This is a genomic window from Mesorhizobium amorphae (genome assembly GCF_014843845.1).
GTDB classification, from domain to species: Bacteria; Pseudomonadota; Alphaproteobacteria; order Rhizobiales; family Rhizobiaceae; genus Mesorhizobium; species Mesorhizobium amorphae_A.
This window is the reverse complement of the sequence record NZ_JHQS01000130.1, coordinates 30,478-50,560: the sequence shown is the minus strand read 5'-3', so window position 1 is coordinate 50,560 and position 20,083 is coordinate 30,478. Positions and strand designations below refer to the sequence as shown.

Genomic DNA, 20,083 nt, shown 5'->3' with positions numbered 1-20,083 from the left:
CAAACTGTGATCTGGCGGTTTTAGTTTTGACACATTCGGTTGGTTTCTGCTCTCTTCCATCCGCCGTTGAGGATCCGCCGCTACCCATGCCGGCGCAATGATAATGAGGACGACGATGCGTACCCTGATTGGCGCTGTTGCCGCCACCCTGCTGATTTCCACTGCCGCCTTCGCCGGCCAGACCGAGGGCCTGATCAAGAAGATCGACAAGGATACGCTGACGCTGACGCTGGAAGACGGCAAGTCCTACAAGCTGAATGCCGAGACCGATCTCGATGCGCTGAAGCCCGGCATGGACATCGTCCTCGCCTATGACGTGACGAATGGCGAGAATGTCGTCACCGACATGGAACTTCCGGACACCGAGTAAGTCTAGCGCCCTATAGCCACTCCAGGCTCCGGCCCTGCAGCCGGAGCAGGCGATCCTGAGGCACGTCCAACCTGACCGCCTCTCGCGTGGACATCCCCAGCACTACGCGAAACAGCGCACGCACGACGCCGCCATGGGTCACGCAGACGGTGTCGCGATCGAGCGCGTCGAACCATGGCTTCACCCGCTCGAGCAGCATCTGGTAGCTTTCTGCGCCCTCGCCCGGCGGCTGGAAATTCCACTTGTCGAGGCTGCGCTGCCTGGTCGAACCGGGATCCCTGGCCTCGAGTTCGGCAAAGGTGAAGCCCTGCCAGTCGCCGAAGCTCAACTCGACGAGCAGCGGCTCGGTGCGATAGGCAAGCGGATCGAGCTTCATCGCCGCGCGCAGACGCTCCATCGTCTCGCGCGTGCGCCGCATCGGGCTGGCGACAAAATCGAAATCATCCGGATTATGGACGAACTCGGCCAGCCGCTGTCCATTGCGGCTCGCCTGCTCGCGGCCGAGCGCATTGAGGTCGGTGTCAGCCTGCCCCTGCAGCCTGGCTTCGGCGTTCCATTGCGTCTGACCGTGGCGCACAAAGTAGACGAGCGGATACATCAGGTCTTCCGAGGCTCGGGCCAGACTTGGTCGAAAGGGATCAGTCGGAAGCTAACCGTTTGTTTTTGCGCAATCCCGGACGGAAAACCGTTACACACTTTTCCTGGAATTGCTTCAATCCTTGACGGTCGAAATGTCGGGGGCGTCGACCGCCTTCATGCCGACGACATGGTAGCCGGAATCGACATGATGGATCTCGCCGGTGACGCCGCGCGACAGGTCGGACAGGAAATAGACGCCGGAATCGCCGACTTCCTCCTGGGTGACCGTCTGCTTCAGCGGCGAATTGTACTCGTTCCACTTCAGGATGTAGCGGAAGTCACCGATGCCTGATGCGGCCAGCGTCTTGATCGGACCGGCGGAGATGGCATTGACGCGGATCTTCTTGGCGCCGAGGTCGACCGCCAGATAGCGCACGCTGGCTTCGAGCGCAGCCTTGGCGACGCCCATGACGTTGTAGTGCGGCATCACTTTTTCGGCACCGTAATAGGTCAGCGTCAGCAGCGAACCGCCATCGGTCATCAGCGGCTCGGCGCGCTTGGCGATGGTGGTGAAGGAATAGACCGAAATGTCCATGGTGCGCAGGAAGTTGTCGCGCGTCGTCTCGACATAGCGGCCGGTCAGTTCATCCTTGTCGGAAAAGGCGATGGCATGGACGAGGAAGTCCAGCTTGCCCCAGTGCTTAGCGATGTCGGCGAACACCGCATCGAGGCTTTCCGGATCGGTGACGTCGCAATGGCCGGCAACATGGGCGTTGAGTTCGGCCGCCAATGGCTCGACGCGCTTCTTGAAGGCTTCGCCCTGATAGGTCAGGGCAATTTCGGCGCCGTGATCGACACAGGCCTTGGCGATGCCATAGGCGATCGACCGATTGTTCGCGACGCCGAGGATCAGCCCGCGCTTGCCGGCCAAAAGGCCCTGTCCACCCGCCATGTGAGCACTCTCCGCAAGAATGTCTGCTTTGTGGAGTGCCCTATCGCACAGGCACAGGGCCCCATCAAGCGTTCAAAACGGACAGTCCAGCGGAGAAAACTCTCTCGATCAGCCTTTTCGACGGCGCATCAGCGCCTCGAGCTCGCTGTCGCCGCCCTCGGGCAGCATCAGTCTGACATGGGCGTAGAGATCGCCATGGCCACCGGTTTTTTCCGGCAGGCCCCTGCCCTTCAGCCGCAGCACCTTGTCCGAGCTCGACCATGGCGGAATATTGACCGCCAGCCGGCCGGTCGGTGTCTCGACCGCCACCTTGGCGCCCAGCACGGCATCGGCCAGCGCCACCGGCAGATCGGCATGCAGGTCGCGGCCCTCGATACGGTAGCGCGGATGGCGGCGGAAACGGATCTTGACCAGCGCGTCGCCCGGCTGTCCCGGTCCCTGCTCGCCCTGGCCTTTCAGACGGATGGTCTGGCCGTCCTCGACATAGGCTGGCAGCTTGACCGCCACCTTGCGGCCGTCGGGGAACATCGCCGTCACCTTCTCGGCGGTGGCCGCCTCCTCGATGGTGACGTCGAGCGTCACGTTGAGGTCGGCGCCTGCCGCCGGCTGCCGGCGGTCGCCCGCACCGGGCCCGCGCGCGCCAGAGAAGGCGTCGCCGAAGATCTGGCTGAAAATGTCGCTGTTGCCGTCGAACGGATCGCCGCCTGGACGCCCCGAGCGGAACTCGAATCGCGAGCCGCCGGCGCCCTGCTGGCGGCGGAAGCCTGCGAACGGATCGCCACCGCCCGCCGCGCCCTCGAAGCCCTGGAAGCGCGGCTTGCCGTCAGCGTCGATCTCGCCGCGATCGAAGGCGGCGCGGGTCTTCTCGTCGCCGACGATCTCGTAAGCCTGGTTGGCGGCGGCAAAACGGTCCTTCGCCTTGGGATCATTCGGATTCTGGTCCGGATGATGTTTTTTGGCGAGTTTGCGGTACGCCGATTTTATGTCCTTGGCCGATGCGTTCTTGGCAACGCCCAGGACCTCATAGGGGTCGCGCATGCTTCCTGCCCTGGAGAAGGAGTGAGTCCATGGTTGCCCCCTATATGCGCTCGCATAGGAAGAAATTCCAGTGGCGCAAGGAGAGAAATGGCGGTGGAAAATCAGAGCGCCTTGAAGTCCTGCATGTGCCAGCCGCCGGCGCTGGCCATGCACAATTCGCCCTTGAACAGCGAGACGCCGTCGAAGCTCTCGCGCGACGCGGTAAAGCGGCGGCAGGTCTGGCCCACGTCCTTCAATTCGACCAGTTCGGTGATCGAGCCACGCGAGCCGGTGCCTGCATTCGCCCATGGCACCGCCTGGCCGCCGAGCTCTTCGATGTCGGCGGAAGACACGGCATTGCCGATCGTGGTCTGGTCCGAATCGCGGTCCTGATCGGTCGGAGTGGCGGAAGCAGGTGTGCTGCTGGTCAGGATCGAACGGTCGACCTCGGCCTTTTCCAGGCTGAAGCCGCCGGCGCCACACGCGGCAAGAGGCAGCGCGACCATCACGATCGCGGCTTTGGCGCTGGCCGAAGCGATAACGCCCCATTGCCTGCTGTCAAAAGCTTGCGCGATACGCAACAATCGGCAACCTCCCCAGCCATCGTGACAATTTGAGAAAAACTATGAGCGAAACTGAGTTAACAACCGGTGACTTTACCGAGGCCGCCGAGCCATTCCGATTGTTTGGCGTCTGGCTCGACGACGCGACGAAGAGCGAGATCAACGACGCCAACGGCGTGGCACTGGCGACCGTCGATGCCGACGGCATGCCGGATGTGCGGATGGTGCTGCTCAAGGGGTTCGATGAAGGCGGGTTTGTGTTCTACACGAATTTCGAGAGCGCCAAGGGCCGCGAGATTCTTGGCAGCATGAAGGCGGCGATGTGCTTCCACTGGAAATCGCTGCGCCGGCAGGTGCGCGTGCGCGGACCGGTGGAGATTGTCAGCGATGCCGAGGCGGATGCCTATTACGCGACGCGGCCGCGCGGCAGCCGCATCGGCGCCTGGGCCTCGAAACAGTCGCGGCCGCTGGAAAGCCGCTTCGCGCTGGAAAAGGCCGTCGCCGAATACACGGCGCGCTATCCGATCGGCGAGATTCCGCGCCCAAAGCATTGGTCGGGTTTCCGCATCGTGCCGCAGACGATCGAGTTCTGGCACGACCGGCCGTTCCGGCTGCACGACCGCCTCGTCTTTTCGCGCAATGCCGCGGGCGGCTGGGACAAGACGCGGTTGTATCCGTAAGGCGCGGCGCCGGCCGGCGTCATCCCTTCTTCCTGGTCATGAACGCCGTCAGCGCGGCACGCGCTTCGTCCGACTTCAGGCGCTCGCGGAAGTGTTCGCTTTCCACACTGATGCGGGCGACGAGCTCTTCGCGCGAGCCGCGCATGAGGTCGCGCGCGATCTTCAGCGCTTGCGGCGGTTTGGCCGCGATCTGGCTGGCGGCTTCCAGCACGGCAGCTTCCAGTGCGCCTTCCTCGACCACCTCATAGATCAGCCCGGCGGCCTTCGCCCGCTCGGCGGAAAAGCCTTCGCCGAGACCGAGCAGTGCGAAAGCGCCTTGCTGCCCCAGGATCCGCGGCGCAAGCAGGCTCGACCCCGCCTCCGGCACCAGGCCAAGATCGACGAAGGGCGTGCGGAAGACCGTGCGCTGGGTGGCGAAGGTCAGGTCGCAATGCAAGTTGATCGTGGTGCCGATGCCGACCGCTATGCCGTCGACGCCCGACACTATGGGCTTTTCCACTTTGGCGAGCGCCATCAGGAAATCCCAGACCTCCGTGCCGCCCTCGCCGCCGGTGGCGATGACCATGAAGTCGGCAAGATCGTTGCCGGAGGAGAAGGCGCCGGGAACGCCGAGAAAGACGTGCGCGCGAACCGTTGGATCGGCGTCGCCTTCGGCAAGGGCAGCCGACATTGTCGCGTACATGGCGCGTGTCAGGGCATTCTTCTTGTCCGGACGGTTCATGCGGATGATCTGGATGGCGCCCTGGCGCTCGACGAGGATATGGTCTGTCACGGTCTTTTCCTTGTGAACGTCAGGCAGAAATGAGCGTCTTGCCGGCTGCGGCAAGGCTTTCGGCGCCGCCGACAACGCGCTCCTTCAAGGCACGCACCTCGCCAAGCAGGTTTTCGGCAAAAAAGCGGCAGAGCGCGACGCGGCCATGGTCGGCAAGCGCGCCTTGCGCCAGATAGGCGCCGCCGGCGGCAAGCGAGATCAGCCTAAGATAGGGCGTGGCGCCGGCCAACGCCTCGTCTGAGCGTCCTTCCGCCAGCAACTTCTGCAGGAAACGCGTGGCTTCGGATAGATCATCGAGCGCCTGATCCAGGCTATCGGCGGTGCGGCCAAAGCCCTCGACATTGGAGATCCGCACCGCGTCGGCTACCGCCTTCAGTTCGCCGATATAGCGATGCACATGCTGGCCGCCGCCGAGCGGCAGCTTGCGCGCCACCAGATCGATCGCCTGGATGCCGTTGGTGCCTTCGTAGATCGGCGCGATGCGGGCGTCGCGATAGAGTGCTGCCGCGCCCGTCTCCTCGATGAAGCCCATGCCGCCATGCACCTGGACGCCGAGCGATGCGACATCGACGCCGACATCGGTCGAAAAGGCCTTGGCGAGCGGCGTTAGCAGATTGGCGCGGTCGCGCCAATTGGCGGCGGCCTCGCCCTCGGCGACACGGGCGCGGTCGATGGCATGCGCGCAGGAGTAGCTGATGGCTCGGGCGATCTGAGTCAGCGCCTGCATGGTCAAAAGGTTGCGCTGCACGTCGGGGTGATGGACGATCGGCGCCATACCGGCGCCGGCGTAGTCCGAAGCCTTGCCCTGGCGGCGCTCATTGGCATAGGCGATCGCCTTCTGCGTCGCCGTCTCGGCCACCGCCACGCCCTGCATGCCGACGCAGAGCCGGGCATTGTTCATCATGGTGAACATGCAGGCGAGGCCCTTGTTCTCCTCGCCGACCAGCCAGCCGATGGCGCCGGGCTTGGCGCCTGCAAAACCGTCGCCGTAGATCATGGTGCAGGTCGGCGAGGCATGGATGCCCAGCTTGTGCTCGAGACCCGAGCAGAAAACATCGTTGCGCGCGCCGAGGGCGCCGTCGTCGCCGACCAGGAATTTCGGCACCAGGAACAGCGAGATGCCGCGCGTGCCGGCCGGTGCGTCGGGCAGCCTCGCCAGCACCAGATGGATGATGTTGTCGGTGAAATCGTGCTCACCATAGGTGATGAATATCTTCTGGCCGAAGATGCGGTAGGTGCCGTCACCGGCCGGCTCGGCCCGGCTGCGCAAGGCGGCGAGGTCGGAACCGGCCTGCGGCTCGGTCAGGTTCATCGTGCCCATCCACTCGCCGGAAACGAGCTTTGCCAGATATTTGGCCTTCAGCGCCTCTGACGCGTGCTTGTCGAGCGCTTCGACCGCGCCCATGGTCAGCGTCGGGCCAATGCCGAAGGCCATGGCGGCGGAGTTCCACATTTCGAGCGCGGCGACGCCGAGCATGGTGGGCAGCGCCTGACCGCCGAACTCTTCCGGTCCGGACAGAGCATTCCAGCCGCCATCGATCCAGCGCCGGTAAAGCTCCTTCCAGCCTGGCGGCATGGTGACGGCGGCATCCTTCAGCACCGCGCCCCGCTCGTCGCCGATCTTGTAGAGCGGCGCCACCTCGTCGGTGGCGAAGCGGCCGGCCTCGGCCAGGATGGCATCGACAAGGTCCTCGCCGAGATCGCCGAACGTGCCGGCTTCCAGCGCCGGCTTCAGGCCGGCCACATGCTTCAGCGTGAAGGCGATGTCCTCGACCGGTGCCCGATACATGCCGCTTTCTCCTCCTCAACTTCCGTCGCCGACCCTAAGGCCGGCGCGGCCGCAAAACCATTGGCCCTTCGCTCCCATCTTCTTTTTACGTAAACGTCAAACTTTGTCACGTGGATTTTGCAATCGCGGCGGCGCGTATTAGAATCGGGGTCAGCCCCGGCATACGGGGGGCGACAGATCGGAGCGGAACCCATCCATGCTCGCCAGACCCGACGCTTATCGCTGCATCGAATGCGGGCTGCCCTACCGGGCTGCGGGGTTCTGGTATCATCATGGCAGACTGGAGAACGGCGCCGCCTACTGGTCGGATCGCGGCTTATTGTGCTCGCCGCAATGCTCTCTCGCCCACCATCGCAAGCGCGCGGCCGAGGGGACGCTGTCGCAAGAACCGGCGCCCGATCCGTTCAATATCCAGCCGCTGATACGCCGGTGACAGTCGGTTGCCGCGCTACAAAAGCATTTCCTTAACCATAGCGGTTCACCATCGGTATTTGGTCAGCGGGGACTCCCTGTTTGAAAACGCCTGCGCATCTTCTTCGCCGCTCAGCGCTCGCTCTCGCGGCGATGGTGGCGCTGACACTGGCAGCAAAGGCCTCGGATTTCTCCGAGCCGTGGAAGAATGCCGACCGCGCGCTGGTGATCGACGCCTACGAATACAATTCCATCGACTGGGCTGAGCTTGCCACCGACAAGCGCGTCGTCGGCTTCATCAACAAGGCCTCCGACGGGCTGCCGCCGCCCTATTTCTGCTCGGGTGACGAGACGGAAGTGCGGCTCTGCAAGGCGCTGTGGAAACGCCATGCGGTGACACGCGAACTGTTCCAGACGCGCAAGGTGGTGGCCAAAGCGCTCGGCCTGAAATGGGGCGCCTATCATCTTGCGCGTCCCGGCAATCCGGTCGAGCAAGCCAACAATTTCATCGATTTCGCCGAGCCGGCGCCGGACGAACTGATGGCGCTGGACCTCGAGGGCAACGACCCGACGCAGTGGATATCGCTGGAGGATGCCGAGGAATTCGTGCGCCAGGTGCATCGGCGCGTCGGCCGCTTCCCGGTGCTCTACACCAACGGCAAGACCGCCCAATATATCGCCGACAATCGCTACCAATACCGGCTCCTGTCACGGCTGCCGCTCTGGTATGCGCGTTACAAGCCCGACATCGACGTGCATTTTCCGATGGGCAACTGGCAGGGTTACGCACTCTGGCAATTCTCGGCGCAAGCCAATTGCGGGCGCTTCCGCTGTCCCTACCGGGTGGCAGGGACGCCAAATGACATCGACGTCAATGTCGCGCCGATGAACGGCGACCAGTTGCGCGCGCAATGGGCCTTCGGCGGCCTGATCGATGTGCCGACGGACTATCTCGCCTCGATACCGGTGCCGGTCTCGCGCGCGGACGGGCTCGCCGGCAGATTCACCATCACCTACGCCGATGTGGCGACACCGCCGACAATCGAGGAAATGGTATCGGTGCTCGGCGCGCGCTGGCAAAGGTTCCGCGACGGCTTCCGCATGCCGGTGGTGAAGACGGTGCCGCGGCGGCAGCGCTTCGGCATTGCCGACTATGTCGCCTGGAAGCGGACAGATCAGCGTTCAACCGCGCAGCTCGAGGCCGCCTTCGCCGCAGCGGCAGACCCGGTCAGCACCGCCTCGACGGAACTGGATCGTCGCAGGCGCTGAAGGCTTGCCATCCGCGTGCGCGAGCCTAGAGCGGTTCAGCTTTTCAAAGAATCGCTGCCCCGCTCTAAGCATTTGTTTTTACGTAATTCCGGACGGAAAACCGCTACGCACTTTTCCTGGAATTGCTCTAGTTGGCGCCAACCTTTTCGCGTGCCACTGCCTGCCAGCCAATGTCGCGGCGGCAGAAACCTTGCGGCCAGTCGATGCGGTCGAGCGCGGCATAGGCGCGCCTCTGCGCTTCGCCGACGGTTGCGCCGGTCGCGGTGACATTGAGCACCCGGCCGCCATTGGCAACCAGCGCGCCGCCATTGATTGCGGTGCCGGCGTGGAATATCTGGGCGCCGTCGCTGGCGGCCTCGTCGAGGCCGCGGATGACCGAGCCCTTTTCCGGCGTGCCGGGATAGCCCCTCGCCGCCATCACCACGGTGAGCGCCGCCTCGTCGCGCCAGCGCACCGAGCTGTGCGCAAGCTGGCCGTCGACGGCGGCGTTGAGCAGCACCAGCAGGTCGTCCTTCAGCCGCATCATCAGCACCTGGCATTCCGGATCGCCGAACCGGGTGTTGTATTCGATCAGCTTCGGCCCCTCGTCCGTGATCATCAGCCCGGCAAAGAGAATGCCGGCAAACGGCGCGCCGAGTTCGGCCATGCCGTGCATTGTCGGCTCGATGATCTCGCGCATGGTGCGCTCGACCATGTCAGGCGTCATCACCGGCGCCGGCGAATAGGCGCCCATGCCGCCGGTGTTGGGGCCGGTATCGCCCTCGCCGACGCGCTTGTGGTCCTGCGCGGTGCCGAAGGGCAGCGCGGTGGTGCCGTCGCACAGGCAGAAGAAGCTTGCCTCCTCGCCGGTGAGAAACTCCTCGACCACGACCTCGGCTCCGGCCGCGCCAAAGGAGCCGTCGAAACAGGCGTCGAGTGCTGCGAGCGACTCGTCCAGCGTCATGGCCACGGTGACGCCCTTGCCGGCGGCCAGACCATCGGCCTTGATAACGATCGGCGCGCCCGTCTTTTCAACATAGGCTCTCGCTGAGACCAGGTCGCCAAAGCGGCCATAGGCGGCGGTCGGGATGTCGTATTTGGCGCAAAGGTCCTTGGTGAAACCCTTGGAGCCTTCGAGCCGCGCCGCCGCCCTGGACGGGCCGAAGACGCGGATGCCCCATGCGCGCAAATCGTCGGCAATGCCGGCCACGAGCGGCCCTTCCGGCCCGACCACGACCAGGTCGATTTTTTTCTCCTGGCAGAAGGCGGCGACAGCGGAGTGGTCGGCAATGTCGAGCTTGACCAGTTCGGCTTCACGGCCAATTCCCGGATTGCCGGGCGACGCGTAGAGCTTTGTCAGCAGCGGCGAGGCGGCGATCTTCCAGGCGAGCGCATGTTCGCGGCCGCCCGAGCCGAGAAGAAGAACATTCATGGCCACCTCTTGCTGCCGATCGTCCTCGTCCAGAACCCGCTATTGGTCTCGGGGCGACGGGTCAAGGCGTCTCGACACTTTGGCGGCAATTGCGCACGGGAACCTTGCCCGCCGATGGGATCGAGGAGGCAAGTTCGCGCCTGACGAAGGTGATCCGGCCCGTCAGCTCTGGAAGACGACCGGGAACCAGTCCTCGCGCAGTTTCTGCGCGGGCTTCATGTCATGGCCGGGATAGGGAGGAGACGTGCGGCCGGGTCGTTCGACATAGCGCGCATCGTCGCCGACCCAACGCAGCGACAGCGCCCGGCGCCGGGCCGCGGTCAAATTGCCGCGCGCGCCATGCGCGGTCCTGAAGTCGAACAGGATGGCGTCGCCCGGCTCCATCTCCCATTCGAGCACCTTCATCGAGGAATCCTGGTCGGGATCTGGCACCGGCAGGTAGTCACCCTCGCCGGCGTAGAAATTGCTGTCGTCGAGCCAGCGCACCGGCAGGATCATCTTGTCCCATTTGTGCGAGCCGGCGATCAACCGTAAGGTCGCTTCCTTCACCGGATCGATCGGAATCCAGAAGCTTACGGTTTGCCTTCCATCGACGAAGTAATAGGGAATGTCCTGGTGCCAGGGCGTCGGCTTCTGCGTGCCGGGCTCCTTGACCAGCACATGGTCGTGGAAGAACTGGGCGCTGCGCGATTGCATCACAGCAGCCGCCAGTTCGGCGGCGGGCGAGTTCCGCACCACGTCGACGAATTCGGGAATGCGCTCCCAGTTGCAGTAATCGTCGAAGAAGCTGCCGCGGCCATTGGCGATGTCGGAGGCGGTGGCGCTGCGGTTCTGGATGTTGCGCTCGATGCCGTCGGCAATTGTCTCGACCCAGTCCTTGAAGGCGCCGCGGATCCAGACCGCGCCATCGCGCTGGTAATCGGCGATTGTCTCAGCATCGATCTGGGCGGCCATCGCAATTCTCCTTGGTTGATGGCCCGACTATCGCAGCCCCAGAACATCGCGTAAAATAATAACTTGTCATTTCGCTTATAGTTTTTCCCTATGAACCTAACCCTCACCCAGCTGCGTTATCTCGTCGCCGTGGCGCGCCATGGCAGCGTCACCGCGGCCGCAAGGATGCTGAACGTCTCACAGCCGTCGATCTCGGTGGCGATCGACAATGTCGAAGCGACGCTCGGCCAGAAACTGTTCGTGCGCCAGCGCGGCAGCGGCATTGCGCTGACCTCGTTCGGCCGCGGCGCGGTGGCCAAGGCGAAACAGGTGCTGGCCGAAGCAGACGAACTGATAGGGCTTGGGACGCGTGACGCCGACGTCGCCGGCGAGCTGGTGCTTGGCTGTTTCGAGGATCTGGCGCCCCATTTCGCGCCGGCGCTGATACGCTCGTTTGCGCAGCGCTGTCCTGCCGTCACCGTCATCGTCCGCGACGAGACCTTCGAGACGCTGGGGCGGCGGCTCGCCGATTCCGCCATCGATCTCGGTCTCACCTATGATCTCGGCCTGCCAGCGCATTTCGCCCGCATCCTGCTGCACGAGCTGCGGCCACACGCGCTTCTGCCGCAAGGCCACGCGCTGGCCAGCCAGGCGACGGTCAGCCTCGCCGACCTTGCAGCCCATCCGCTGATCACCACCGACCAGCCGCACAGCTGGCAGCATATGCTGGACCTGTTCCTAAGCCGTGGCCTGTCGCCGGTCGCGCACTCGACAACGAGCTCGTTCGAACTGCAGCGCAGCATGGTGGCTAACGGCTTCGGCGTCGCCGTCAGCTACACCAGGCCGTATGGCGACATGAGCTATGACGGCTTGCCGCTGGTGTGCAAGCCGCTGTCCGATCCGCTGCCGATGCAGCGCATCATCCTCGCCCACGACACGCGCCAGCGGCTGTCGAAGGCGGCGCTGGCGTTCACCGAGGTGGCGAAGGAGTGGTTCCTTGGTCACGATGTTTTCACCGGGTGATGGCTTCGCCTGACGCTTGACGACGCCCATCGCTGCTGCCACTCCAGCAGCATGGAACCCATCCAGTCGAAAGCAGCCCAGGGTCGTGTCGCCGATGCGCCGAGCGGCCATTGGGCTTACCGGGCGCTGCCGCGCTGGCTCTGGCCCTACGCGCAGCTTGCCCGCTGGGATCGGCCGATCGGCTGGCAGCTGCTGTTGTGGCCGTGCTGGTGGTCTGCCGCCCTTGCCGCCAGTGCCTATCCCCGGCCCACGGATCCGCTGCTGACACTGCTACCCGCGCCCTGGTATCTGCTGCTGTTCCTGATCGGCGCCATCGCCATGCGCGGCACCGGCTGCACCTATAACGACCTGGTCGACGAGGACATCGACAACCAGGTCGAGCGCACGCGGTCGCGGCCGCTGCCGGCAGGCAAGGTGACGCGCAAGCAGGCCCGGGTGTTCCTCGTCATCCAGGCGCTGGTGGGCCTGGCAGTGCTCTTGCAGTTCAACAGCTTTGCCATTCCGCTCGGCATCGCCTCGCTCGCCGTGATCGCCATCTATCCGTTCATGAAGCGGTTCACCAACTGGCCGCAATTCGTGCTTGGCCTCGCCTTTTCCTGGGGCGCGCTGATGGGCTGGGCGGTGGAATTCGGCGATCTCGATGGCCCCGCCATCATGCTCTATATCGGCTCGATCCTGTGGGTGATCGGCTACGACACGATCTATGCGCATCAGGACAAGGAAGACGATGCCATCGTTGGCGTGCGCTCGACCGCGCGGCTGTTCGGCGACAACACCAAGATCTGGCTGGTCGGGCTCTACGGCGGGGCGCTCATCTGCTTCGCCATCGCTTTCGCCTCGGCGCAGGCGCCGGTGCCGGCGCTGGCCGGGCTGATCGCCGCCGGCGCGCATATGGCACGGCAAATCGCCGTGCTCGACATCGACAATCCTGACCAATGCCTGCGGCTGTTCAGGTCGAACAACCAGGTCGGCTGGCTGATCTTCCTCGGCCTGATCGGCGGTTCGCTCTGGGTGGCGTTGAAGCCGCTGGTGTAAGGGCCTGTTGCTTGCTCGCACCAGCCCTTCGCAGGCTCAGGGCGCTCGAAGCTCGAAAAGCCAAGCAATTGGCTTTTCGTCCGCTGTCGCGGACCGCTTCTCTCACTCCCGCGCAATGATCTCCTGGCCGTCGACGACCAGCCTGAGGCCGAGATCGCCAGCCCGGCGGCGGGCGAGGAAGCGCGGACGGCGCATGGTCGAGGCGCGGCCCTTGCGGCGGTCCTGCGGCGGCAGCGCCTTGATGGCGGCGCCGAGCGATTCCTCCAGCGTGCGGGCGATGCCGTCGGCCTCGATCAGCAGCATCGGCAGACGGTAGGCGTCGGCCCAGGCACGCCAGTCGGCGGCGACGTCGTCGAGATCGTCGGCCACCAGCAGCGGCACCGACAGCATCGGATCATTGTGCAGGAGCTCGAGCGTCACCGTGACGTTGCCATCCGGATCCTCCATCGCGCGGGCGGCGACGCCACGAAACGCGTTGGCGGGCAGCGCGATGATCGCCGGCACGCCGCTCATCTCCAGCATCCGGCGAATGACGGCGCCACGCTGGTCGATGGTGAAGCTAACGTCGCCATAGTCGTCGCGCGTCGCATAGCTCACCATTTGCGGCAGGCGGAATGGGTCGAGACGCATGTTACGTCCGGCCCAGACTGGCTTCAGTCCAGTGTTCATCGATTGCCTTCCTGTTACTCCTGAGGGCCGTTTTCCGGTTCTCTCCGGGCCGGTTTTTCCGACCTCGTTTGTGCAGGAATATTAGCGCGGGCTTCTTACCGCTGCGCTTAAGAAAGTCGGTTAAATTTTGCTGATCTCAGGCGATGGTTATCGGAATGCGACCAACAACAACATGTTGGAAGGATCAGATAACCTTACCGGGATTCATGATGCCGGCGGGATCGAAAGCAGCCTTCACGCGGCGCATCAGATCAATCGCCATCGGCGGCGCCGTCGCGATCAGTTCATCGCGCTTCAGCTGGCCGATGCCATGCTCGGCCGAGATCGAGCCGTGGAAGGAGCGCACGACATCGTGCACGGCCTTGTTCATGGTGTGGTAGAGACCGAGGAAGGCCTCGTCGTCGCCACCTTCCGGCCGGGAGATGTTGTAGTGGAGGTTGCCGTCGCCCATATGGCCGAAGCAGACGACGCGCGCATCAAGACTGACCAAAGCGACCGCACCGGCGGCCTTTCCGATGAATTCGGGGATCGATGATATCGGCACGGAAATGTCGTGCTTGATCGAGGCGCCCTCGGGTTTCTGGCACTCGGGCAGCACCTCGCGGAAATTCCAGAAGGCGTCGCCCTGGGCCAGGCTTGCCGCGATCACCGCATCGCCGACGATGCCTTGCTCAAGACCGGCCGACAGCACCTCCTCGATCAGCGCCCTGCCATCCTCTTCCGAACGGCCCGAGGACACCTGCATCAGCACATACCAGGGCCAGTCCTCGGCCAGCGGCCGCGTAACGCCTTGCGCATGTTTCAGCGTGTAGTCGTAGGGTCTTTTGGCGATCAGCTCGAAAGCGGTAAGCGAAGCACCGGCCCGGTCCATCGCCAGACTGAACAGAGAGAGCGCAGCCTCCGGCGACGACAGGCCGGCGAACGCCACTTCCCTACCCTTCGGCTTGGGGAAGAGTTTCAGCACGGCGGCGGTGATGATGCCCAATGTGCCTTCGGCGCCGACGAACAGGTTCTTCAGGTCGTAGCCGGTGTTGTCTTTCTTCAGCTTGCGCAGATCGTCGAACACCTCGCCGGTCGGCAGCACCACTTCGACACCAAGGCAGAGCTCGCGCGCATTGCCGTAGGCAAGCACGCCGGTGCCGCCGGCGTTGGACGACAGATTGCCGCCGATCTGGCAGGAGCCTTGTGCAGCGAGCGACAGCGGAAACAGCTGGCCGGCGGCGTCGGCCGCCTCCTGCAGCGTCTGCAGGATGACGCCGGCCTCGACCGTCACCGTGTTGGAGAGCACGTCGATCTCGCGGATGCGGTTCAGCCGCGACAGCGACAGCACGATCTCGCGGCCGGAGGCATCCGGCACCTGGGCGCCGACCAGCCCGGTGTTGCCGCTCTGCGGCACAACCGGCGTCCCGGTCTCGGTCGCCAGCCGCATGATGCGGCTGACCTCCTCGACGCTGCCCGGCCGCAGCACCAGCGCCGTCCGGCCGTGCCATAGGCCGCGGCGCTCAGTCAGGTAGGGCGCGATGTCCTGCTGGTCGCGCAGCGCATAGTTGTCGCCGACGATTGCCGCGAAGCGGTCGATGAGGGCGGGGGCGAGATCGGAGGAGGCGTCGTTCATGGGCAGAAACTATGGCCCTCAATCGGCCTTGTCACGTGGGGCGGCGGCACGAAAGAGCCGGTCGTTGATCGCCTCGCCCAGCCCGTCGAAGGGGATCGGCTCGACGGCAATGGTCGTGGCGCCGCTCTGGTCGAGCGCCTGCAGATGGGCAAACAGGTTGGTGGCCGCTTCGCGCAGGTCGCCGCTCTCCGACAGGTTGCGCAGAGCGGCGGCATCCTGCCAGCCTCCTGCGCGGCGTTTTCCGAAGGCGAGCAGCGCTTCGCCGCCGGCGACTTGGCCGGCATTGAGCCGTACCGCGGCACCCGGCGCATAGTGCGAGGCGAGCATGCCGGGCGCCTCGATGCCGGTGGCCGCGCCGCGCAGCAGCTTGACGCCGGCCACCGCCTCGATATCCCCCGCGGCAACGCCGCCGGGCCTCAGCAAGCGCAAGTCTCCGCCCTCGACCTTGACGATGGTCGATTCCAGCCCGACCGGCGTCGCACCGCCATCGACGACCAGCCTGATTTTCGCGCCGAGGTCGGCCGCCACGGCCTCCGCCGTGGTGGCGCTGATCCTGCCCGAAGAATTGGCGCTGGGCGCGGCCAGCGGGCGGCCGAGCCTGGCGATCAGCTCGCCGCCAAAACCCCGGGGCATGCGCAGCGCGATCGTGTCCAACCCTGCCGTGACCAGCGGATGGATGCCATTGCCGGACCGTTGCGGCAGCACCAGCGTCAGCGGCCCCGGCCAGAATGCCTCGGCCAACCTTTTCGACAGCGGATCAAAGACGGCAATGCGCTCGGCCATGGCGATGTCAGCGACATGAGCGATCAGCGGGTTGAAGCGCGGGCGACCCTTGGCCTCGAAGATGCGCGCGACGCCGCTGCCGTTGGTGGCATCGGCGGCCAGCCCGTAGACGGTCTCGGTCGGGATGGCGACGACATCGCCGCCTTCAAGCAGCGCCAGCGCCCGCTCCATCGCCTCGCCGACGGCAAGTATCTCAGCCAATCTCGTCACCTCTACAGATGCCGCGCTGCGTAATACGGCGGCGTTCACGGGGCAAGTGCGGGCGTTGGCGAATTATCAATCCCTAAAATGCTATGTTTTCGCGCAAGCGGGCATCAATCCCCCGGGAATAGGATGCCGGCTCCAAGGGTTTGGGGAGTTTTCATCGTGTCGAAGCGTATGCTTGCAATGCTTGGCATCAGTCTGACGGCAATGGCCGGCGGGGCGCATGCCTCGTCCATTCTCGTCCTTGCCGCGTCGACCACGACGCCATCCGTCGTCAAGCTCGGGACATCCGAGCCGATGAAGATCGCTTCCGCGCCATCGGTCGTGGCGCTGGGAGAGGTCGTCCCGGACGTCACCGACGAGAAGGTGGCGGCGATCCCCGAAAAGCCTCGCATGCAGAGCCCGATGATCATTCGCGGCGGCATCGTCGGCGGCGCCTTCGCAACGCCCGCCGCCGAACCGGCCAAGGCCACTGCCGCCGCCGAACCGGCAGCGGGAGACACCAAGCCCGCGGCAGGCACCAAACCCGCGCCAGACGGCAAGCCGGCGGCGACTGCCTCGAACGGCGAGCAGCAGCCCGCGCCGCAGCCGGAACCGACAGCAGCGCAGCCTTCACCGATAGCCCCTGTCGGAAAAGCCATGTAAGCTGCCGGCGGAGGCGGGTCGGGTTGTCCGGCGTAGGCATCCGGAGTGCGATCCTCTTCTCCAGTCTCTTTGTCGCGGCCGGTTCGAATTTGGTCGAGCGGCTCCGGCAGGAGAAGTCGGGGGTTTCAAAGGGGGCATCATGAACAAGGCAAGAGCGTTTGCCGTCGCCGGACTTTTGCTGGCGTCGGCGCTGAGCACAAGTGCGGCGAAGGCCGACGACATGCTCGGATCCTATGTCGCGCGCATTTCCGAACGCGACCACCAGGCCAGCGATGGCTTCCCGCTGGACAGTGCGGCGCAGATGGTGCGGCAGGACCGCGCCAACTGGCACAAGTTCCATCGACGCGACAGCGACGACGAGGGCGACGACTGGTTCAGGAGCAATGACGACCGCGCGGATCTGCAACGCATGCTGGAGCGCGGCGGCGCGATGAGTTCCTCGACGCGGCGCGCCATCGTCAACGGCGAGCCGCTGATCCAGGTCGATGTCTATTCACGCAGCGTGCGCGTCAGCATCCTGGAAGATTGACTAAGTCAATTTCTGGAAGAGCGACCAAGTCAGCGTCAGGAAGACAAACGCAGAGAGGGCGGCGCGCAAGCGCCGCCCTCTTCGCAACCCGGCCTGCGAAAATGGCTCAGGCCGCCTCTTCCTTGTCGTCGTCCTCTTCGTCCTCTTCGTCCTCGGACTCACCTTTTTCGCCAGCGTCGCCGCCTTCGGCCTTCAGGCTGTCTTCGTCTTCGTCCTCGTCGTCTTCTTCGTCGTCCTCGCCGTCTTCATCCTCGTCGTCGTCCGAAAGGGTGGCTTCCTTGTCAGCGTCGTCCTCGTCGCCTTCCTCATCGTCGTCGGACGGATCGGCGGCTTCGACCGCCGCGGCGGCGGCATGGTCGAGGATGTTGTCGGAAGTGGATTCGGTCGCCTCGGTGGCGGCCGGCGTCTCTTCAGTCACATCGATGTCGTGAGCGGAATTCATGGGAGCCTCCGTGGGGTTGGGGAACAAGTCAGTTCTGCCACGGGGAGATCATCGTCATATGACTGTAAGCCGGCTCGAATGGCCGGCCGGTACAATTTTTATTGCGGCTTAGCCGGCGATCCTGGAGAAATCCGCGACCTTACCGGTCGCGGCGCGGATGCGGGCAAGCAACGCCAGGCGGTTGGCGCGCACGGCCTGGTCCTCATCATTCACGAGAACGCGTTCAAAGAATGAATCAACCGGTTCACGCAAAACACTAAGCGCCAGCATGGCGGCGGAAAAGTCTTCGTTTTGAATCGCTTCGCCGGCTTGCCTCTCGGCCTGATTCACCGCCGCAAACAGCGCCTTCTCGGTCTCTTCGCGAAACAGCGCCGGCTCAACAGTCTCGGCGACCTGCGTTTTCTTCTTCTCCTCGGCCGCCAGAATGTTGGCCGCGCGCTTGGTTCCGGCCAGCAGGTTCTTTCCATTCTCGCGGTCGAGGAAGGAGCCGAGCGCTTCGACGCGGCGGACGATCTGCAGGAGGTCGTCGGACTGCGGCGTGATGACAGCATCGATCAGATCATGCCGTGCACCCTGGTCGCGGAGGTACACCTTCAGGCGGTCGTGGAAGAACGACAGGAGGTCGGAGCCATTGGCCCCGCCAGCCTTCGACGCGAGATAATCCGCCACTTCGTAGGCGCTTTCAAAGGTGGGTGTCAGTGGCAGCCGGATACCATTCTCGACCACAATCCTCACCACGCCCAGTGCCGCCCTGCGCAGCGCATAGGGATCCTTGGACCCTGTCGGCTTTTCATCGATCGCCCAGAAGCCAACCAGCGTGTCGAGCTTGTCGGCGAGCGCCACGGCAATCGAAACAGAGTCGGTTGGCACGCGGTCGGACGGGCCTTGCGGCTTGTAGTGCTCCTCGATGGCGGCCGCTACCGAAGGATGCTCGCCCTGCAGCAGCGCATACTTGCGGCCCATGGCGCCCTGCAATTCCGGAAATTCGCCGACCACCTCGGTTGTGAGATCAGCCTTAGCAAGCATGGCTGCACGGTGCGCCAGTGCGGGATCGGCGCCGACGATCGGCGCCAACTTTTCGGCCAGCTTCTTGATCCGCTCCACGCGCTCGCCTTGCGTGCCGAGCTTGGCGTGGAAGGTGACGCCGAGATGGTCGAGGCGTGCCATGCGCTGGTCGAGCGGCTTTTTGAGATCGAGCCCGAACTTTTCCGCCGATGCCTTGAGCTGGTCGAGATCGGGCAGGTCGCCCTGGTCGGTCTTCCAGAAATACAGCGCATCGGAGAGGCGCGCGCGCACCACCTTGCCGTTACCGTAGGCGATCTCCTTGCCGCCGTCCTTCGCCTCGATGTTGGCGGTGAGGATGAAGCGGTTGGAGAGATCCTCGACGGCGCCCTGCGGCCGGCTGACGAAGCACTTCTGGTTGGCGCGGATGGTGAGCCTGATGACCTCGGCGGGAATAGCGAGGAAATCCTGCTCGAATTCGCCCATCAGCACGACCGGCCATTCGACCAGGCCGGACACTTCCTCCAGCAGCCCCTCATCCTCGACCAGGTCGAGCCCGTTGGCGAAAGCGAGGTTGCGCGCATCGGCCAGGATGATCTCCTTGCGGCGGTCGGCGTCTAGCACGACCTTGGCCGCTTCCAGCTTGGACACATAGTCGCCGAAGCGGCGCACCGTGATTTCGCCCGGCGCATGGAAGCGGTGGCCGTAGGTGACGTTGCCGGAGCGGATGCCGTCGATCTCGAAATCGACCACCACCGGCTCCTCGGTCTCCGGGCCAAAGGTGCAGAGGATCGACTGCAGCGGCCGTACCCAGCGCAACGAGCCGGGCTTCGCCGAGGCCGGTCCCCAGCGCATCGATTTCGGCCAGGGGAAGCCGCGGATGATGCCCGGCACCAGTTCGGCGATGATCGCCTCCGCCGCCCTGCCCGGCTTCGAAATGTGGGCGACATAAAAATCGCCCTTCTTCGGGTCGGAGTGGACATGCGCCTCGGCAATCGAGGCAAGGCCTGCCTTGCGCAGAAAACCCTGGACCGCCTGCTCCGGCGCCGAGGTCGCTGGGCCCTTGATCTCTTCGTGGATGTCCTTCGAGCGCGCGGTCAGGCCGCGAATGTCGAGCGCCAGCCGCCGCGGCGTCCAGTACTCGCGCGCCGCCTCATAGGTCAGCCCGGCCTCAACCAGACCGTCGGTCAGCATCTTCCTGAGGTCGCCCGCCGCCTTGCGCTGCATGCGCGCGGGGATTTCCTCGGAGCGAAGTTCCAGAAGCAGGTCAGGCATAGCAAGGGCTCGCGCGGCAAGAAGGTCCGGGGCGGGGCATAGCAACTCGGCTGGCCGCTGTCACCCTGCATGCCGATCGCCTGTTCGACCTATTTCCGGAAATTTTCATGGCTGT

General features: G+C 64.6%; 21 protein-coding genes. 8 read left to right on the top strand and 13 right to left on the bottom strand.

Annotation, left to right across the window (positions count from 1 at the left end; translation table 11 throughout):
• Positions 1 to 115 precede the first annotated feature (115 nt).
• Positions 116 to 370: a DUF1344 domain-containing protein gene (locus tag DH08_RS34390; RefSeq protein WP_006204310.1), complete on the top strand. Its 255-nt coding sequence runs from the start codon at positions 116 to 118 to the stop codon at positions 368 to 370.
• A 10-nt stretch (positions 371 to 380) separates the two neighbouring features.
• Here DH08_RS34390 and DH08_RS34385 read toward each other — a convergent pair whose 3' ends face one another.
• From DH08_RS34385 to DH08_RS34370, 4 genes are all read right to left on the bottom strand, one after another.
• Positions 381 to 968, bottom strand: coding sequence for a histidine phosphatase family protein (locus DH08_RS34385; protein ID WP_192183643.1), 588 nt, complete (start codon positions 966 to 968; stop codon positions 381 to 383).
• Positions 969 to 1,082: 114 nt separating this feature from the next.
• Positions 1,083 to 1,901: an enoyl-ACP reductase FabI gene (gene fabI / locus DH08_RS34380; protein WP_192183642.1), complete on the bottom strand. Its 819-nt coding sequence runs from the start codon at positions 1,899 to 1,901 to the stop codon at positions 1,083 to 1,085.
• Between the two features lie 108 nt (positions 1,902 to 2,009).
• Positions 2,010 to 2,939, bottom strand: a complete 930-nt coding sequence (locus tag DH08_RS34375; protein ID WP_192183641.1) for a DnaJ C-terminal domain-containing protein — start codon at positions 2,937 to 2,939, stop codon at positions 2,010 to 2,012.
• 101 nt (positions 2,940 to 3,040) lie between these two features.
• Positions 3,041 to 3,502: an RT0821/Lpp0805 family surface protein gene (locus DH08_RS34370; RefSeq protein ID WP_192183640.1), complete on the bottom strand. Its 462-nt coding sequence runs from the start codon at positions 3,500 to 3,502 to the stop codon at positions 3,041 to 3,043.
• 29 nt (positions 3,503 to 3,531) lie between these two features.
• Here DH08_RS34370 and pdxH point away from each other — a divergent pair, with 29 nt between their 5' ends.
• The gene (pdxH, locus tag DH08_RS34365; RefSeq protein ID WP_282595074.1) at positions 3,532 to 4,161 is read left to right on the top strand and encodes a pyridoxamine 5'-phosphate oxidase; all 630 of its coding nucleotides are present in this window, start codon (positions 3,532 to 3,534) and stop codon (positions 4,159 to 4,161) included.
• Between the two features lie 19 nt (positions 4,162 to 4,180).
• On the opposite strand, the gene DH08_RS34360 is transcribed toward pdxH, so the two are convergent.
• The gene (locus DH08_RS34360; protein ID WP_192183638.1) at positions 4,181 to 4,933 is read right to left on the bottom strand and encodes a crotonase/enoyl-CoA hydratase family protein; all 753 of its coding nucleotides are present in this window, start codon (positions 4,931 to 4,933) and stop codon (positions 4,181 to 4,183) included.
• A gap of 19 nt (positions 4,934 to 4,952) precedes the next feature.
• Positions 4,953 to 6,722: an acyl-CoA dehydrogenase family protein gene (locus DH08_RS34355; RefSeq protein ID WP_192183637.1), complete on the bottom strand. Its 1,770-nt coding sequence runs from the start codon at positions 6,720 to 6,722 to the stop codon at positions 4,953 to 4,955.
• A gap of 196 nt (positions 6,723 to 6,918) precedes the next feature.
• Between DH08_RS34355 and DH08_RS34350 the strand changes: the two genes are divergently transcribed.
• Both DH08_RS34350 and DH08_RS34345 read left to right on the top strand, forming a co-directional pair.
• Positions 6,919 to 7,155: a hypothetical protein gene (locus DH08_RS34350; RefSeq protein ID WP_192183636.1), complete on the top strand. Its 237-nt coding sequence runs from the start codon at positions 6,919 to 6,921 to the stop codon at positions 7,153 to 7,155.
• Between the two features lie 131 nt (positions 7,156 to 7,286).
• A complete protein-coding gene (locus DH08_RS34345; RefSeq protein ID WP_192183743.1) occupies positions 7,287 to 8,402 on the top strand; it encodes a glycoside hydrolase family 25 protein in 1,116 nt (371 codons plus the stop codon).
• A 127-nt stretch (positions 8,403 to 8,529) separates the two neighbouring features.
• Here DH08_RS34345 and purD read toward each other — a convergent pair whose 3' ends face one another.
• Together purD and DH08_RS34335 are read right to left on the bottom strand one after the other, a co-directional pair.
• The gene (gene purD / locus DH08_RS34340) at positions 8,530 to 9,813 is read right to left on the bottom strand and encodes a phosphoribosylamine--glycine ligase (protein ID WP_192183635.1); all 1,284 of its coding nucleotides are present in this window, start codon (positions 9,811 to 9,813) and stop codon (positions 8,530 to 8,532) included.
• Between the two features lie 162 nt (positions 9,814 to 9,975).
• The gene (locus tag DH08_RS34335) at positions 9,976 to 10,767 is read right to left on the bottom strand and encodes a phytanoyl-CoA dioxygenase family protein (protein WP_192183634.1); all 792 of its coding nucleotides are present in this window, start codon (positions 10,765 to 10,767) and stop codon (positions 9,976 to 9,978) included.
• Positions 10,768 to 10,857: 90 nt separating this feature from the next.
• On the opposite strand from DH08_RS34335, the gene DH08_RS34330 reads away from it, so the two are divergent.
• Positions 10,858 to 11,769 carry a LysR family transcriptional regulator gene (locus tag DH08_RS34330; protein WP_192183633.1) on the top strand — a complete coding sequence of 304 codons (912 nt, stop codon included), beginning with the start codon at positions 10,858 to 10,860 and terminating at the stop codon, positions 11,767 to 11,769.
• Between the two features lie 51 nt (positions 11,770 to 11,820).
• Positions 11,821 to 12,804: a 4-hydroxybenzoate octaprenyltransferase gene (gene ubiA / locus DH08_RS34325; protein WP_192183632.1), complete on the top strand. Its 984-nt coding sequence runs from the start codon at positions 11,821 to 11,823 to the stop codon at positions 12,802 to 12,804.
• A gap of 102 nt (positions 12,805 to 12,906) precedes the next feature.
• On the opposite strand, the gene DH08_RS34320 is transcribed toward ubiA, so the two are convergent.
• From DH08_RS34320 to DH08_RS34310, 3 genes are all read right to left on the bottom strand, one after another.
• Positions 12,907 to 13,473, bottom strand: coding sequence for a DUF6101 family protein (locus DH08_RS34320; protein WP_192183631.1), 567 nt, complete (start codon positions 13,471 to 13,473; stop codon positions 12,907 to 12,909).
• Positions 13,474 to 13,657: 184 nt separating this feature from the next.
• On the bottom strand, positions 13,658 to 15,088 hold the full coding sequence (locus tag DH08_RS34315; RefSeq protein ID WP_192183630.1) for an FAD-binding oxidoreductase: 1,431 nt from the start codon (positions 15,086 to 15,088) through the stop codon (positions 13,658 to 13,660).
• An 18-nt stretch (positions 15,089 to 15,106) separates the two neighbouring features.
• Positions 15,107 to 16,072, bottom strand: a complete 966-nt coding sequence (locus tag DH08_RS34310) for an L-threonylcarbamoyladenylate synthase (RefSeq protein ID WP_192183629.1) — start codon at positions 16,070 to 16,072, stop codon at positions 15,107 to 15,109.
• A gap of 165 nt (positions 16,073 to 16,237) precedes the next feature.
• On the opposite strand from DH08_RS34310, the gene DH08_RS34305 reads away from it, so the two are divergent.
• Positions 16,238 to 16,720, top strand: coding sequence for a hypothetical protein (locus DH08_RS34305; protein WP_192183628.1), 483 nt, complete (start codon positions 16,238 to 16,240; stop codon positions 16,718 to 16,720).
• 139 nt (positions 16,721 to 16,859) lie between these two features.
• Positions 16,860 to 17,249: a hypothetical protein gene (locus tag DH08_RS34300; RefSeq protein WP_192183627.1), complete on the top strand. Its 390-nt coding sequence runs from the start codon at positions 16,860 to 16,862 to the stop codon at positions 17,247 to 17,249.
• A 106-nt stretch (positions 17,250 to 17,355) separates the two neighbouring features.
• Here DH08_RS34300 and DH08_RS34295 read toward each other — a convergent pair whose 3' ends face one another.
• Positions 17,356 to 17,691: an ATPase gene (locus DH08_RS34295; protein ID WP_192183626.1), complete on the bottom strand. Its 336-nt coding sequence runs from the start codon at positions 17,689 to 17,691 to the stop codon at positions 17,356 to 17,358.
• Positions 17,692 to 17,799: 108 nt separating this feature from the next.
• Entirely contained in the window at positions 17,800 to 19,968 is a 2,169-nt protein-coding gene (gene glyS / locus DH08_RS34290; RefSeq protein WP_192183625.1) for a glycine--tRNA ligase subunit beta, read from the bottom strand.
• Between the last annotated feature and the right edge of the window lie 115 nt (positions 19,969 to 20,083).

Bases quoted from the DNA above. Each gene is read 5' to 3' on its own strand.
- DH08_RS34390 (WP_006204310.1), top strand. From the start codon at position 116: ATGCGTACCCTGATTGGCGCTGTTGCCGCCACCCTGCTGATTTCCACT.
- DH08_RS34385 (WP_192183643.1), bottom strand. From the start codon at position 968: ATGTATCCGCTCGTCTACTTTGTGCGCCACGGTCAGACGCAATGGAAC.
- fabI (WP_192183642.1), bottom strand. From the start codon at position 1,901: ATGGCGGGTGGACAGGGCCTTTTGGCCGGCAAGCGCGGGCTGATCCTC.
- DH08_RS34375 (WP_192183641.1), bottom strand. From the start codon at position 2,939: ATGCGCGACCCCTATGAGGTCCTGGGCGTTGCCAAGAACGCATCGGCC.
- DH08_RS34355 (WP_192183637.1), bottom strand. From the start codon at position 6,722: ATGTATCGGGCACCGGTCGAGGACATCGCCTTCACGCTGAAGCATGTG.
- DH08_RS34350 (WP_192183636.1), top strand. From the start codon at position 6,919: ATGCTCGCCAGACCCGACGCTTATCGCTGCATCGAATGCGGGCTGCCC.
- DH08_RS34345 (WP_192183743.1), top strand. From the start codon at position 7,287: ATGGTGGCGCTGACACTGGCAGCAAAGGCCTCGGATTTCTCCGAGCCG.
- purD (WP_192183635.1), bottom strand. From the start codon at position 9,813: ATGAATGTTCTTCTTCTCGGCTCGGGCGGCCGCGAACATGCGCTCGCC.
- DH08_RS34335 (WP_192183634.1), bottom strand. From the start codon at position 10,767: ATGGCCGCCCAGATCGATGCTGAGACAATCGCCGATTACCAGCGCGAT.
- DH08_RS34330 (WP_192183633.1), top strand. From the start codon at position 10,858: ATGAACCTAACCCTCACCCAGCTGCGTTATCTCGTCGCCGTGGCGCGC.
- ubiA (WP_192183632.1), top strand. From the start codon at position 11,821: ATGGAACCCATCCAGTCGAAAGCAGCCCAGGGTCGTGTCGCCGATGCG.
- DH08_RS34320 (WP_192183631.1), bottom strand. From the start codon at position 13,473: ATGAACACTGGACTGAAGCCAGTCTGGGCCGGACGTAACATGCGTCTC.
- DH08_RS34315 (WP_192183630.1), bottom strand. From the start codon at position 15,088: ATGAACGACGCCTCCTCCGATCTCGCCCCCGCCCTCATCGACCGCTTC.
- DH08_RS34300 (WP_192183627.1), top strand. From the start codon at position 16,860: ATGAACAAGGCAAGAGCGTTTGCCGTCGCCGGACTTTTGCTGGCGTCG.
- DH08_RS34295 (WP_192183626.1), bottom strand. From the start codon at position 17,691: ATGAATTCCGCTCACGACATCGATGTGACTGAAGAGACGCCGGCCGCC.
- glyS (WP_192183625.1), bottom strand. From the start codon at position 19,968: ATGCCTGACCTGCTTCTGGAACTTCGCTCCGAGGAAATCCCCGCGCGC.